A 13,084-nucleotide genomic window follows, 5' to 3' on the forward strand; every position below is an offset into this window, starting at 1 on the left:
CGAGATGGTCATGCCGGGCGACAACGTCGGCTTCACCGTCGAGCTGATCGCACCGATCGCGATGGAAGACGGCCTGCGCTTCGCCATCCGCGAAGGCGGCCGCACCGTCGGCGCCGGCGTCGTGTCGAAGATTATTGAATAATTCGCGCAAGCGAATGATCAGACGGAAAGGGCGCCCCTCGGGGCGCCCTTTTTGTTTGAATTCAATAATCCCGAGACGCACCGGAATAGCGTGTCGAAAATCATCGAGTAAGTCGGCTTTGCCGACAGGTGGGCGGCAGTTGCTCTGAAAGAGCAATGAGAGCCCACCCTGTCGAACTAAAGAAGGCCGTCCCGTGGGGCGGCCTTTTTTGAGCTGCGCCGAGGGACAGCGCTCTTTCCTGTTGGAAAGAGAATTAGGGATCAGGAGTTCATTCTATCAAAAGATATCATCGTCTTGATATCATACGTGCACATTTCTCTCACAATATCGGATAGCTGAACGGCGGAGTGAGCGAACCTTGCTCCAGGCGCAACTTCGTTATTGAGAAGTTTCTTGACTGCCGCGGCGGCGGGCAGAATTGGAATGAATGGCCCATGATCCCGATGCGCCACCAATGACCATGTTAACCCGGTTGCAATACCATCAGCGTCCGAGCCAGAGACCTTTACCATCATTCCGCCAGAACTCGACGTCGGAATTCGCGTGATTTTTCGCGCGCTCAACAAGATCGGCACTAGAAACTTCAGAGACTTCAGCAACCTGTGGCTGCGCAGGAACGCGACAGCCTCAATGCCTCTCTGTTCGATTCTTGATTCCAATCCGGCAGAAAAGGACACTCGAGATTGAACATTGAAATTCTCTCCGAGATATTCTGCATCATATGTTTCAACCGGAGCTACCCGTCGGAATCCCAACTCGGGCACCTCTACACGCCGGGAGTTCCGCCAGCCAGGTACTGATCTAAGGCGCCCGTCGTCCCAGAGAGGAACGCTTTTGCCAGCATAGCTTAGTATCGCTTCGATTACAGAACGACCAACCTCGCTTCTGCCTCCCGGAGTGATGCAAATGTCTATACTGTCGATGCGTTTCCAACCGTCGGTAACATCTTTCACCACGCATGTCGAAAGCGTCGGGGACGAGCTTGCGCCCGCCAATGCGGCTACGCTACTTTCCCGGGCAATAGGATCGAGACAATGGGAAAAACCGGCCAAAAAATCCCGGGCATCAGACAGATCCACATAGTGCGCGCCCGCTTGCAGAACTGTTCGAGCACAATCATAACCGGAGCCTTGAAATGGGCCGGAGCAATCCACCACAATGAACGGACGTAGATCCTCCAATGTTTGGCGGAAATTGGTGTGCGTATCCAACTGGATCGGATGAACCGGACCGCCCTGATTTGTCAGTGTGTCGACAAAGCTTTTGGCGCTGTTGATGCTACGAGAAGAGACGTGCAGTTCGAGCTTGTCACAGGAAGCAAGATGGCGCACCAAGCGTTTTCCGAATACACCCGTGCCTCCTATGATCAAAACCTTCTTGGTCATAACGTCGATCATTCTTTCGGATTGAACTCGGTAGTCGGTCACTACTTCGCCGCATCAGCGTGGAAAGACAAGGATGCCTCAGAGCGACGCATCGCCCCAATCGCGTTCGATGAGGTCTGAAGCTTAAAGGCATTTTCCTTCTCTACAGACCTGGACAGGTGTGCAAATTCACCCCGAATTCCATTTTTGAATGACATGCCTCTATAGTGACGTATTGTTTTCGGTTTGGGGGTGATCGGATGACACCTTGGCAAGGAGGGGTGCTGGTCGCTGGTTTGGTATCGACCCTGATGCTTTTGCGGTCTGCCTCGGCAGACCCGATTCATGATGCTGCGATGGTGGGGGATGTGGCGGAGTTGCGGGGGGTTCTCGAGGCGGGAACAGACCCGAATCTCGCCCGAACCCAAGGTGGCCCCACGCCGCTTTTCTTTGCCGCCGATCGTGGTCACCCGGATGCCGTCGCGGTGTTGATCGCGCATGGTGCCGATGTGGACAAGTTGACCCGCCGCGGTGGTGCGTTGCATATCGCGGCCCGGCGGGGACGGCAGGACATTGTCAAACTGTTGCTTGAGGCCGGGGCGAACCCGAACCTCATCGGCGGTGAAAACATGACGCGGCCCCTTCACGAGGCGGCTTATGGCGGATCGGCGGAGATCGTGGGGATGCTGCTTGATGCCGGGGCAGATGTGAACGGGCGTACGGATTTTCGGGGTAAAGAGCCGGCGATACATTTCGCGGCCAGCAGGGGGCATGACGGTGTTGTGGCGCTCCTTCGTGAACGCGGGTTCGAGCCGTGGACACCGGAGCCGATCACGGCGGCAGAGCTGACCGGCGCCGATCTTGAACTGGGTGAATCCGAAGCTCAGAACTGCAGCCCCTGCCACAGTTTCGAACCCGGCGGTTTTGGCAGGCGTGCGGGGTCACTTTGGAACATGGTCGGTGCGCCGAAGGCGTCGGACCCCGGAATGGCCTATTCCGATGCCATGGCGGGGATGACCGGCGTGTGGGATTTCGAGGCCCTGAACGTGTATCTGGCGGATATTCAGGGGAGCGTTCCGGGAACCGCGAAGTATTTTGGTACGGTTCGGGATCGCAAGAACCGGATTGCGGTCATTGCCTATTTGCGCACCCTGGCGGATGATCCTGTCCCGCTTCCGGAATGATGTGAATTGAGAGAGGCGACAAAGGAACGACGAGATATCCAAGTGTGATCTGGTTCACAGACGGAAAGTGACGTCAGGTCAATACTCATCACATTCCTGTGTTATCGGAGTGAGTCGGATGCCGTTTCTGAACAAGACCCAGCCCACCACGATTTTCTGGGCCGTTTACCGCTCTTTCGAACGTTGCGCCAAGATGCAGAGCCGGGTGAACAGGCTTCATTGAAGGTCGCGCAAATCGAACCTTGATTGGGCATCTGGCTGAACAAGCCGGGTGCCATCCGGCGCAACACTCCGGGAAAATATCCGTCACTCTTCGGGTGCGGGGACCCAGGGCTTTCTTCCAACCATCCTGTCGGCTTCGGCGGTGATATCGTTCATGTGCTGTTCCAGGCTTTGGCGCAGCGCTTCGATCTGGTCTTCGGTCGCTTTGCGCGGCACGTCCTCGGTCCATTCCCGGCACAGGAAAACGCCCTCGTTCCGCCAGGGTCGCGGCATCAGCAGGCGGTCCCATGTTCCGGCCTCGCGCCCGTAGCGGGCGGAATAGGTAATGCCGAAGATCCGTTTTCCAGACGTGCGCGCCCAGATCAGGGGCACGGTTGAGGCGATGCGTTCGGGGCCGCGCGGGCCGTCGGCGGCGATACCGATTGAGACGCCTTCCTTCATCCTGCCCAGCACCTCGCGCGAGAGCGCCACGTGACGTTTGTGGCTGGACATGGCGATGGTGTCCATTCCGAAGAGCTTTTGCACACGCCCGACCATGCTGCCGGCGCGGGCTGCGGAGGTGATCGAACAGATGCGCCCCTTGTCGAGCGGGAAGAAATACGGCGACTGGGCCAGCCGCTGGTGCCAGAGCACCACGATGACCGGCTCGCCCTGAGCGGCCAGTTGATCCAGTTCTTCATAGCCGATCCGCTGCCATTTGGTGTTGCGGTGCACCATGCGGATATATCCGGCAATGCGCCGGGCCAGCCAGTTCAGCACTGTTTCGCTATCGGCGATTTTCTTGCGCAAACTCACCTGTCGGGTCCTCCGTTCGGGCCGGGAACGGTTTACCCGACCTGACGCGTGACGCAACTTGTTTGTCCCTGTCTGCAATCGGCAAGGAATGTGAAAAAGCCTCTTGAGTCCTCCGCGTCGGTGGCATATCTGGTTGCTCACCACAGGGGTATAGCTCAGTTGGTAGAGCGACGGTCTCCAAAACCGTAGGTCGCGGGTTCGAACCCTGCTGCCCCTGCCAGTTCCCATAAATGAATACGAATGCCGGGCGATGTGGCGCATTGGCTTGAATTGGCCGGTTGCCTGGTCGGTTTGAAGACAGATTGTCCGGTTCTGGTGAGCCAGGTTCAATCGCTGTTTTCTATGCCGTGCGATTGCAATAATGTCGTCGCAACTATGAGCGGCCCGATGGAGTCAGATGTCGCGTTTTGATGGATACTACCTGCGGCAGCTGCTGGTGCTGTTCGGGTTTTTCACGCTGGTTCTGGTCGGTGTGTTCTGGATTACCCGTTCGGTCAGCCTGTTTGACAAGGTGATCAGCGGCGGCCAGTCGGCCATGGTGTTTCTGGAGTTTACGGCACTGTCGCTGCCAACATTGATCCGCACGGTCATGCCGATGGCGGTATTTGCCTCGGCTGTATACGCGACCAACCGGTTAAGCCGGGAAAGCGAGTTGACGGTCATGCTGGCGACCGGGTTCAGCCCGTGGCGGCTGGCCCGACCCGTTCTCTGGTTCGGAGTGATTACCGGGTTGATGATGGGAGCCATCAGCATCTATTTGCGCCCGGCGTCCATACTGCAGCTTGAACAGCGTCAGGAAGAGGTGGCCGGTGATGTCACGGCCCAGCTGTTGAACGAAGGTGAATTCCTGCACCCATCCGACGGGGTGACGGTCTATATTGGACAGATCGAGCTGGATGGAACGCTGAAGGATGTGTATCTGTCCGATCGGCGCGACCCACAGGTGCCTGTGACCTATTCCGGGGCCGAGGCCTATCTGGTTCGGGGCAAGGATGGCATCAACCTTGTCATGCTCGACGGCATGGCATTGCGGTATCATGCGGGCAACCGCACGATGTCGACGACGCTGTTCGAGGATGCGACCTATGACATTTCATCACTGGCCGATGACGGGATGGGGTTGAAACGCAGCCTGCAGGCGGTGCCGACGCTGGATCTGCTGCGTGGGCCGGAGGCAATGGCCGAGGTCGAGGACTATACGCAAGGTGAGATTACCGAAGAGTTGCATCAGCGGCTTTCGTGGACGTTCATCTGCATTGCGGTGTCTTTGGTTGGGTATTCCACCCTGATGCTGGGCGGGTTTTCCCGATTTGGTCTTTGGCCGCAAATTTTGGGCGCGTTCACCATACTGGTGATACTCGAAGGTGTTCGGGGTTTTGTGGCACCGATGGTGATCGCTCGGCCCGAACTTTGGGGTCTGCTGTACCTGCCTGCACTTGCCGGTGTGGCGGTATCAGCTGTTTTCCTGTCAATCGCAGGCAGGCCGCTCAAGCTGTTCCGTTCTGCTGCGGCGGCTAGTTGACGTCTCCGTCGGCCTCGTCCATCAGCCCGCGCAGCCAGCGCCCAGCAAGCCAGGTAGCGGGAACCCCCAACGGGATGGACCACAGGATTGCCGAGACCGGGCTGATGGCCGGAAAGCCCAGACCATGCGCGATCAGCCCGACCAGAAACAGGTTGATCGCGACAGTCAGCGCAGAGGCCGGATAAAGCAGCAAGGCCAGCTTCCATACCGGCCAGCGTCCGTCAGTGGCTGGTGCCTTCGGAGAAGGTGATTTTGTTCCAGACATTGTATTTTCCCGAGGGTTTGCGCATCGGCAGGCGTTTGACCTCTTCCAGAGTATTGGCGTCATAGACGATAACAGCGCCGTCGTCTTCCCAGATCGAAACCAGAGCGTGGCGGCCGTCCTTGGTGAATTCCACGTGGGCCACCGTTTTGCCGGGTGCAGGGCGCAGGGTTTTGACGATCTCGAGGCTTTGCTTGTCGATCACGTGCATCGCGTCCTTGTTCGTGCCAAAGAACACGTCGGTCCAGACATAAGGTGAATTTTCGTGCCCGCGCATGAAGAATCCGGGGCCTTCGGTTTCAATCCGCTTGATTGTCTGCCAATTCTCCATGTCGATTACCGACACCACGCCATCGGTCAGGTGCGGTGTCGCCATGACGGTTTTGCCGTTGCGTGACCAGGTGATGCCTGACCCAAGGTGCGGCATGCCGGGCAGATCGAGATCCGCAATCTTGTGCCCTATCACCAGGTCGATTACCTGGCCGCCTTTACCGTCGCGCGACGCGCCCATCACGTATTCATAGGTCTGGTCGAAAAAGAAATCGTCCAGATAGTCGGGCGTGGTGATTTTGCGCACCGGGAAGGGATCGGGGTTCTTGACCTGACCTTCGATGCGGAAATCGTGCCCCAGACCGAATTGCGGTGGGTTGGCACCATAGAACACTTCCCAGATCTCGGGTACGTCCTTGAGCGCCAGCACAAAGCTTTCACGTGGCGGAGCCTGATAGACGGCAGAGACCCGGCTGGGCTTGCCTTTCTTGCTTTTGATCTCAACCACCTTGGCAACCGACAGATCCTCGGTCGACAGAAGCGTCAGCGAGTTGGGCAGATAGTTGGCGATGGCAACCCATTTGCCATCGCTTGACATGGCGATGTTGCGGCTGTTCACGCCGGCGCGCACGCGCCCCACCTGTTTGAGTGCCCAGATGTCGTATTTCTGAACCCAGCCATCACGGGACATGATGAAGACATAGCGCCCGTCGGGGCTGAATTTCGGGCCACCATGCACGGCAAAGGGGGTTTCGAACCTGTCGAGCACCTCGAATGTATCGCCGTCCAGAACGGACACATGGTGATCGCCGGTTTCGACGACCAGAGTGATATTCATCGGGTCGCTGTTCCAGACCGGAGCATCAACAGCGACATAGTCTTCGTCCAGCGTTCGGCTGGCCATGATATCCGCCTCGCCCCATTCGGGTGTTGATGCCAGCGGGGATTTCAGCCAGTCCGCCAGTTCCCCGATTTGAGCCGTATCCAGTTGCTCGGCGAAAGCAGGCATCTGCGTGGCGATGCGCCCGTCGGCGATCACGGCGGCCACATGAGGCCCGCGCATCCGTTTCAGCGTTTCGGGGATCAGGGCCGGGCCAACACCGCCCAGACGCCCGGCGCCGTGGCATTCGGCGCAATAGTCGGCATAGTTCTTCGCCGGGTCGGCGCCCAAGGGCAGGGCCATCACTGTCCCGAGCAGCAGGGCCGCAAGGCCCGTCCGTTTGTTCCAATTCCGCATGTTCGCGTTCCTTCTTTACCCCTTTCGAGGCAGGCAACCCGTCAGTTCAGAAGAACTGGTGTGCCGGGTCGTGGCTTTTGCCCCGGAAAGGCGTGACTTCGAGCCGTTCGGCGCTTTTTACGCCGATCTCGGCATCGTCCAGATAGCAGGCCGGGTCTTCGGCCCAGGGATCGCCGGTCAGTTGCAGGGCGCGGATACGGGTGTTGCCGCCACAGACATCCTGCAGCCTGCACGCGCCGCAGCGCCCCTTCAGCGGACGGGGGCGGGTGCGAAGAAGGGCCAGCATCGGGTCATTGCCGGTCCACAGTTCCGAGAACGGCGTCGTCTTGACGTTGCCCACGGTGTAGTCGGACCAGTAGGTGTCAGGGTGCACCCGGCCAAGGTTGTCGATATTGGCGACGCCCAGGCCGCTGGAGTTGCCGCCCCAGGCCGCCAGATGCTCGCGCACATGCGCTGCCTTGGCCTCGTCGAAATTGCGGCGCACCCAGTCGAGGAAATACCCCGCGTCGGCATCGTTGTTGCCGGTCACGATGTCCAGCGGCGCTTCTTCGGCGACGGCGACCCAGGCGCGATCCAGCAGCAGGTCCATCGCGTGTCGGGTACGCAGGCGCTGGGCGTCCTCGCCACGGTTCTTGTCACCGCGCCCGGCATAGACCAGGTGGCTGAGATAGAACTTGTCAACGCCCTCGTCGTCGCAAAGCTGGATCAGGTCGGGCAGGTGATGCTGGGTGCCTTCGGTCAGGCAGAAACGCAACCCCACCTTGATGCCGCGCTTCTTGCATTCGCGCACGCCGCGCAGAGCGTCGGCAAAAGCGCCTTCGACGCCGCGGAACCAGTCGTTGGTGGCGCCGATCCCATCGAGGGATATGCCGACATAGCTGAACCCGACATCGGCGATCCGGTCGGCTGTTTCGCCGTGGATTTTGGTGCCGTTGGTCGAGAGCGCCAGCATCGGCACCAGTTCGCGGGCGCGGGTGGCGATATCGAAGAAATCAAAGCGGTCCAGCGGCTCGCCACCTGACAGGATCAGGGCGGGAACGCGGAACTGGCCGATATCCTCGAGCGTCGACATGGCCTGTTCGTGGCTGAGTTCGCCGGGGAAATTCACGTCCGCAGACACGGTATAGCAGTGACGGCATTTCAGGTTGCAGCGGCGGGTCAGGTTCCAGATCACCACCGGTTTGACAGGGCCGGGGCGGCGTTTGCGAACCGGTGTCGGTTCGACAAGTTGCTTCATGTATTCGGTCAGGCGGAACATGGGGGCTTCAGCCTTTCTGTTTCAGGCGCAGCCCGGTCTTTTTCAGGATGCGCGTGGAGTAGAGGATATCGTGACCTTGACAGGCATCACCAAGGATCGCGGCGATGTCGGCGCGCTTGGCCTCGACCTCGTCGCGGTTTTCGCCATGGACCATGGCAAACAGGTTGTAGGGCCATTCCGGCAGGGCACGGGGGCGTTCATAGCAATGGGTGACATAGGGCAGGGCACCGATACGGGCGCCAAGTTCGGCAATGCGGCTGTCATCGACATTCCAGACCGTCATTCCGTTGGCAGTCATTCCCAGCTTGTAGTGGTTTGGGGCGGCGGCGATGCGGCGGATCACGCCGCTGTCTTTCATTTCGGCGATACGCTGCAACAGCTCAGACTCGGTAAGGCCGATCTGCGCTGCGATCCGGGTGAACGGGGCCTGGGTCAGGGGCAGGCCACCCTGCATCGCTTCGATGATCTGTCTGTCTGTTGCGTCGATCATGCCGCCACCCGGAACCCGATGAAGAATTCTTGCAGTTTGGGGAAGCGGAGGACTTGCACCCCGGTTTCCCTTTCGATGGCATCGGCGGTGGCCTCGATCCCCTCGGGCGTTTCGGTGGCCAGCACGAACCACATGTTCAGCCGGTGCGTGCGCTCATAATTATGGGCAACCTCGGGGTGGGCATTGACTTTGGTCAGGACCGTTTCGAATTCCTGTTCCGGCACCGCCATGGCGCACAGGCAGAACGCGCCACCCATGGCGGCAGCATCGAAGAACGGGCCGAACCGGGTGATCACCCGATCGTCTTTCAGCCGCGCAAGCCGGTCCAGCAGGTCGTTTTCACCGATCCCCAGTTCCTCGGCCACGGCGGCATAGGGATGGGACACCAGCGGCAGGTCGTCCTGCATCCGGTTCAGGATCGCACGGTCGATGGCGTCGAGAGGCGTCATACCGCGACCTCCCTGGCCTTGATCAGCGCACCGGTCTGCTTGAAGCAGCGGGTCGAGAACAGAACCTTGTGCCGCGCGCCGGAGAGTTCGGGCAATTCGGTAGCACCGGCCAGCACGTCGCGGGCCTCGGGACGGGAGCGGGCGTGGATCATCGAATAGAGGCGGTAGGGCCAGACTTTTTCAACCGGGCGGCGTTCGTAACACAGCGTCACGCCGGGATGGGCGGCCAATGCCGGGCCTGCGCTGTCGATCTGTTCGGCAGGGAGATCCCATACGACCATCGCGTTCGAGGACCAGCCCAGAGCGCGGTGCCGGACAATGATGCCCAGCCGCGAAACGATACCGGCCTCATGCAGGATCGCGATCCGCTGCATGACGTCGTCCGCGTCGCGACTCAGGGAGCGGGCGAGTGTGGCATAGGGTGTGGCGACCAGAGGCAAGCCGGTGCTCAGCGCCTGAAGAAGGTCCAGATCGCCGGCCTGCATCACCGAACGGTCGATCTTGCGTGCCACTGGCACACGGGGCGTCTTTTCCGCCATCCTGAAGCCGAGATCGACGTTGAACGGACGGACCAGCCGCAGGTCGAGAACCCGCAGGCCGGTGCGGTCACCGATCCGCGCCAACGTCTCGTCGACGTGCTGCCGGTCGGGTCCGGTGGCGACAAACCAGAGGTTCCATTTGTCTTCGCGCTGATAGTTGTGATTGACCCCCGGTTCGGCGTCGATCATGGCGGCGACCTGTTCCAATCGGCCTTCGGGGGCGGCGACAGCGGCGAGAGTGCTGGCCGAAACGGTACCTGGCGCAATGGTTGCGCCGACACGGGTGATGCGCCCTGCGGCGCGCATCCTGGCCAGACGGTCGATCACTTCGTTCTCGGGCAGACCCAGCGTGTCGGCAAGTACCTGAAACGGTCGCTCGGTCACCGGAAAATCGCGCTGGAAATCATCCAGCAGGCTTCGGTCGATCGGATCGGTAATGTGGCACATGGCGTCAAAGCCCCGTTCTGTGTGCGCGGGCAGTAAAGAAAATGCCCGAGGGGCTGTCCGCCTCGATTTCGCGCAATTTTTCAAATGTTTGCGTGTCGTAAATCATGACCTTTCCGGCATCTCTGACACTGATCCACACCTCGTGCCCACGTGGTGTGAACTCCATGTGCAGCACCGCCGGGCCGGGTTTGAATTCGTGAATGATTTCCTTGGTGACGGTGTCGATCACCTGAATCGTATCGTTCAGGGGGTGGGCAAAGTTGACCCAGACCTGACGGCCATCGGGCCGGGCCATGGCAAAGACGGGCTGGCCGTGGGTCTTGGTGCGCCCGGTCTCGGTCAGAGTGTCGGCATCGACCCAAAGAACTTCGTGATGGCCGACAGCAGGCAGGACGAACTCGCGCCCCGTCAGCGCCCAGCCTTCGAGGTGGGGCATCTTGTAGACCGGCATTTCTTCTTGACCACGACCATAGTCCGGTAGGACGCGGATCGGTTCGGGATTGTCCGACCACAGGTCAAGCGCGGTCAGACCGTCCTCGCCAAAAAGACCGGTGATATAAGTGCGGCCATTGGCGGTGATCAGCGCGTCGTAAGGATTTTTGCCCATGTCGGCGATCCTGGTGATGTCCGGCGCGCCTTTTGCGAAATCGGCAATCCATGTTTCGCCCGTGTCCCACATGGTGAACACGAAGCGGCGGCCCGGCGCGTCGACCAGACCGATGGTTTTGCTGTCGGTGGGAATATCCGCGACCATGTCCAGCGTGTCGGCGTCGAACACGCGCACACCACCGGGTTCGTAGTTGGACACGGCCACCAGTTTGCCGTCATCCGAAATGGCTCCGCCGATGGCGTTGCCCGCCTGTACGACGCGGTTCACGATCTGGCGGGTGACTATGTCGACCTTGGTCAGCCCACCATCGCGGCCGAAAACATAGGCGAACCTTTCATCGGGTGAATAGACCAGCGAGGCATGGCTGAGATCGCCCAGGCCTTCGATCCGGGCCAATGCGGCGCGATCGGACTGGTCGACCAGGAGGACCGAGCCGGTCGCACGTTCGATCACGAGGCCGAGATCGCCGGTGGCCATTGGTTCGGCCTGTGCAGTGCTCATCATCAGCGTGGCCAGCAGGCCGAATGCAATCCGTTTCATTGTCCCTCCGGTTCCAGCAGGTAACGGGCGATCCACTCGGCCTCTTCCTGACTCATCAACGGACGCCAGGGGGGCATGGCCGTATCCGGAATACCGTCGAGGATGACGCCGGTCAGAATGTCCAGATCATAGTGTTGCAGTGTCTCGGAGCGCAGATCAGGGCCAAGCCCACCCTTGAGCGACAGGCCGTGGCACGAGCCGCAATCCTGATGCACCAGACGTTTCAGGGCGTTCGGGTCGAGTGCGTCGGCGGCAATGGCCGAGGTCGCGACCAGCGCCAGTGTGGTCAGCGTGGCGCGAAAGGAAAAACCGATCCGCCCGGGTGTGGCGGACGGCATTTGCATGAAGCTAGGCATTGGCAGTTGCCTGTTCGATAAGGTCGGCAACGGGACGCTCGTCGTAGAGTGACACCACCTTGCCGATGATGAAAAGAGTAGGGGCGGTCAGTTGGGCTTCGCGAACATCCGTTGCGATGCGGTCGAGGCGCGACACCAGGCGCCGCTCGTCCGGCGTGGTGGCGCGGCCCACGGCCAGAACCGGGGTCGAACCGGGCAGGTTCTCGGTCATCAGGCCCATTGCGATCTGGCCGATATTGGCAACACCCATGTAGATCACGAGCGTGGTCGACGGATCGGCCAGCCGTTTCCAGTCGAGGTCGAGAACCTTGTCGGCCTGACGGTGGCCGGTGACATATTGCACCGAGGTCGCCAACCCGCGATGGGTGAGCGGCACGCCGGTCGAGCAGGAGGCGCCCTGAGCGGCGGTGATGCCGGGCGCGTATTCGACCGCGATGTCATGAGCCGTCAGATAGGCGGCCTCTTCGGAACCGCGGCCGAAAATCACCGGGTCGCCGCCCTTCAGGCGGGCTACCGTATGTCCGGCGCGGGCCTGTTCAAGCAGTATCTCGTTGATCTGCTCCTGCGGCACGGTATGGCATTTGGGGGCCTTGCCGACCGGGATCATGCTCGCGCCCTCGGGGCTCATGGCGAGGATTTCGGGCGAAACCAGGCGGTCATAGACAACGACACCGGCTTCGCGCAGCATCCGCAGCGCACGCAGGGTCATCAATTCAGGGTCGCCCGGGCCGGCTCCGATCAGAAATACCTTACCGCTCATTTGCAAACTCACTTGTCCTGAACTTCCGCAGACGCCGACCCTCGGAACACAGTCCGTCCGCGCGCAAAAAAGCGAGTGAAAACGGGAGTGTGGCTGGGGATTCCTGGCGTTCCATGGTCGCAGACTGGCCGATGGCAAAAGGAGTCGCCTTGACATAAGTTAAGGAGCGCGAGAATTGCTCTCGCGCCCCTTGATCATGCCCGAATTGTCGCCTTGGTTCAGGGTTCGACCGTGACCATTCCGATCATGTTCTGCGTTTCCCAATGAGGGCCGCACAGGTAGTCCTGCGGGCCGGGGGTGAGAAAGGTCAGCTCGACGGTTTCTTCGGGGAATATCCGGTCGGTCTCCGGCACGCTTCCGTCTTTCAGCAGCACGCTGTGACTGGTGCGCTTGTCGACATTTACCCAGCGCACCGTTGTTCCCGTTTTGACGGTCAGTTGCGCGGGGCAGAAATTGTATTTGTACATCAATACGATCTCGGCATCCTCGACCGTATCCGAGGGCTGTCCGAACAGTTCGACATAGCGCTCCTCGGCTTCGGCGCAGATTGCAGCCGTGTCTTCGTCGGCGGCAAAAACGGGAAAAGCTGCCGCAAGCGACAGCAGGGTGGCGGGAAGAAGGTGTTTGGCATGCATCT

General features: G+C 60.2%; 15 protein-coding genes and 1 tRNA gene. 4 read left to right on the forward strand and 12 right to left on the reverse strand.

Features of this window, described 5'->3' with window-relative positions; genetic code table 11:
- Nucleotides 1–142 (forward strand): EF-Tu C-terminal domain-related protein (locus AC2FMY_RS18595; RefSeq protein ID WP_496807250.1); only part of this gene is annotated, 142 nt, incomplete at its 5' end.
- A 260-nt stretch (nucleotides 143–402) separates the two neighbouring features.
- Here AC2FMY_RS18595 and AC2FMY_RS18600 read toward each other — a convergent pair.
- The gene (locus AC2FMY_RS18600; protein ID WP_496807881.1) at nucleotides 403–1,527 is read right to left on the reverse strand and encodes a saccharopine dehydrogenase family protein; all 1,125 of its coding nucleotides are present in this window, start codon (nucleotides 1,525–1,527) and stop codon (nucleotides 403–405) included.
- A gap of 239 nt (nucleotides 1,528–1,766) precedes the next feature.
- Between AC2FMY_RS18600 and AC2FMY_RS18605 the strand changes: the two genes are divergently transcribed.
- Nucleotides 1,767–2,690, forward strand: a complete 924-nt coding sequence (locus AC2FMY_RS18605; RefSeq protein WP_496745064.1) for an ankyrin repeat domain-containing protein — start codon at nucleotides 1,767–1,769, stop codon at nucleotides 2,688–2,690.
- A gap of 306 nt (nucleotides 2,691–2,996) precedes the next feature.
- On the opposite strand, the gene AC2FMY_RS18610 is transcribed toward AC2FMY_RS18605, so the two are convergent.
- Nucleotides 2,997–3,707 (reverse strand): lysophospholipid acyltransferase family protein, encoded by a 711-nt coding sequence (locus AC2FMY_RS18610; protein ID WP_496807882.1) that lies wholly within the window; start codon nucleotides 3,705–3,707, stop codon nucleotides 2,997–2,999.
- Between the two features lie 144 nt (nucleotides 3,708–3,851).
- On the opposite strand from AC2FMY_RS18610, the gene AC2FMY_RS18615 reads away from it, so the two are divergent.
- Nucleotides 3,852–3,927 (forward strand) — tRNA-Trp (locus tag AC2FMY_RS18615).
- Nucleotides 3,928–4,104: 177 nt separating this feature from the next.
- Entirely contained in the window at nucleotides 4,105–5,229 is a 1,125-nt protein-coding gene (gene lptF, locus AC2FMY_RS18620) for an LPS export ABC transporter permease LptF (RefSeq protein WP_496745061.1), read from the forward strand.
- Here the strand turns inward: lptF and AC2FMY_RS18625 are convergent.
- The 10 genes from AC2FMY_RS18625 to AC2FMY_RS18670 all read right to left on the reverse strand — a co-directional run bounded on the left by AC2FMY_RS18625 (nucleotide 5,222) and on the right by AC2FMY_RS18670 (nucleotide 13,082).
- Entirely contained in the window at nucleotides 5,222–5,494 is a 273-nt protein-coding gene (locus tag AC2FMY_RS18625) for a hypothetical protein (RefSeq protein WP_480748075.1), read from the reverse strand. The genes lptF and AC2FMY_RS18625 overlap by 8 nt on opposite strands.
- A complete protein-coding gene (locus AC2FMY_RS18630) occupies nucleotides 5,451–6,998 on the reverse strand; it encodes a cytochrome D1 domain-containing protein (RefSeq protein WP_496807883.1) in 1,548 nt (515 codons plus the stop codon). Before AC2FMY_RS18630 ends, AC2FMY_RS18625 begins: the two co-directional genes overlap by 44 nt.
- Nucleotides 6,999–7,044: 46 nt before the next feature.
- Nucleotides 7,045–8,256: a heme d1 biosynthesis radical SAM protein NirJ gene (gene nirJ / locus AC2FMY_RS18635; protein WP_496745056.1), complete on the reverse strand. Its 1,212-nt coding sequence runs from the start codon at nucleotides 8,254–8,256 to the stop codon at nucleotides 7,045–7,047.
- Nucleotides 8,257–8,263: 7 nt separating this feature from the next.
- Nucleotides 8,264–8,746: a siroheme decarboxylase subunit beta gene (ahbB, locus tag AC2FMY_RS18640; protein ID WP_496807884.1), complete on the reverse strand. Its 483-nt coding sequence runs from the start codon at nucleotides 8,744–8,746 to the stop codon at nucleotides 8,264–8,266.
- Nucleotides 8,743–9,195: an Lrp/AsnC family transcriptional regulator gene (locus tag AC2FMY_RS18645; RefSeq protein ID WP_496745052.1), complete on the reverse strand. Its 453-nt coding sequence runs from the start codon at nucleotides 9,193–9,195 to the stop codon at nucleotides 8,743–8,745. The genes ahbB (AC2FMY_RS18640) and AC2FMY_RS18645 overlap by 4 nt, the downstream gene beginning before the upstream one ends.
- Nucleotides 9,192–10,181, reverse strand: coding sequence for a siroheme decarboxylase subunit beta (gene ahbB, locus AC2FMY_RS18650; RefSeq protein ID WP_496745051.1), 990 nt, complete (start codon nucleotides 10,179–10,181; stop codon nucleotides 9,192–9,194). Before ahbB (AC2FMY_RS18650) ends, AC2FMY_RS18645 begins: the two co-directional genes overlap by 4 nt.
- 4 nt (nucleotides 10,182–10,185) lie before the next feature.
- On the reverse strand, nucleotides 10,186–11,331 hold the full coding sequence (locus tag AC2FMY_RS18655; protein WP_496745049.1) for a cytochrome D1 domain-containing protein: 1,146 nt from the start codon (nucleotides 11,329–11,331) through the stop codon (nucleotides 10,186–10,188).
- Nucleotides 11,328–11,669: a c-type cytochrome gene (locus AC2FMY_RS18660; RefSeq protein ID WP_496807891.1), complete on the reverse strand. Its 342-nt coding sequence runs from the start codon at nucleotides 11,667–11,669 to the stop codon at nucleotides 11,328–11,330. The genes AC2FMY_RS18655 and AC2FMY_RS18660 overlap by 4 nt, the downstream gene beginning before the upstream one ends.
- A gap of 10 nt (nucleotides 11,670–11,679) precedes the next feature.
- Nucleotides 11,680–12,447, reverse strand: coding sequence for a uroporphyrinogen-III C-methyltransferase (gene cobA, locus AC2FMY_RS18665; protein ID WP_496807885.1), 768 nt, complete (start codon nucleotides 12,445–12,447; stop codon nucleotides 11,680–11,682).
- Between the two features lie 218 nt (nucleotides 12,448–12,665).
- Nucleotides 12,666–13,082 carry a cupredoxin domain-containing protein gene (locus AC2FMY_RS18670; RefSeq protein WP_480748065.1) on the reverse strand — a complete coding sequence of 139 codons (417 nt, stop codon included), beginning with the start codon at nucleotides 13,080–13,082 and terminating at the stop codon, nucleotides 12,666–12,668.
- Nucleotides 13,083–13,084: the final 2 nt, after the last annotated feature.

This window comes from Ruegeria sp. YKSE079, assembly GCF_059612845.1.

Excerpts from the sequence above, each read along its gene's own strand:
- AC2FMY_RS18670 (WP_480748065.1), bottom strand. The coding sequence starts at position 13,082 with ATGCATGCCAAACACCTTCTTCCCGCCACCCTGCTGTCGCTTGCGGCA.
- AC2FMY_RS18660 (WP_496807891.1), bottom strand. The coding sequence starts at position 11,669 with ATGCCGTCCGCCACACCCGGGCGGATCGGTTTTTCCTTTCGCGCCACG.
- nirJ (WP_496745056.1), bottom strand. The coding sequence starts at position 8,256 with ATGTTCCGCCTGACCGAATACATGAAGCAACTTGTCGAACCGACACCG.
- AC2FMY_RS18600 (WP_496807881.1), bottom strand. The coding sequence starts at position 1,527 with ATGACCAAGAAGGTTTTGATCATAGGAGGCACGGGTGTATTCGGAAAA.
- cobA (WP_496807885.1), bottom strand. The coding sequence starts at position 12,447 with ATGAGCGGTAAGGTATTTCTGATCGGAGCCGGCCCGGGCGACCCTGAA.
- AC2FMY_RS18630 (WP_496807883.1), bottom strand. The coding sequence starts at position 6,998 with ATGCGGAATTGGAACAAACGGACGGGCCTTGCGGCCCTGCTGCTCGGG.
- ahbB (WP_496807884.1), bottom strand. The coding sequence starts at position 8,746 with ATGATCGACGCAACAGACAGACAGATCATCGAAGCGATGCAGGGTGGC.
- AC2FMY_RS18625 (WP_480748075.1), bottom strand. The coding sequence starts at position 5,494 with ATGTCTGGAACAAAATCACCTTCTCCGAAGGCACCAGCCACTGACGGA.
- AC2FMY_RS18605 (WP_496745064.1), top strand. The coding sequence starts at position 1,767 with ATGACACCTTGGCAAGGAGGGGTGCTGGTCGCTGGTTTGGTATCGACC.
- lptF (WP_496745061.1), top strand. The coding sequence starts at position 4,105 with ATGTCGCGTTTTGATGGATACTACCTGCGGCAGCTGCTGGTGCTGTTC.
- AC2FMY_RS18655 (WP_496745049.1), bottom strand. The coding sequence starts at position 11,331 with ATGAAACGGATTGCATTCGGCCTGCTGGCCACGCTGATGATGAGCACT.
- AC2FMY_RS18645 (WP_496745052.1), bottom strand. The coding sequence starts at position 9,195 with ATGACGCCTCTCGACGCCATCGACCGTGCGATCCTGAACCGGATGCAG.
- ahbB (WP_496745051.1), bottom strand. The coding sequence starts at position 10,181 with ATGTGCCACATTACCGATCCGATCGACCGAAGCCTGCTGGATGATTTC.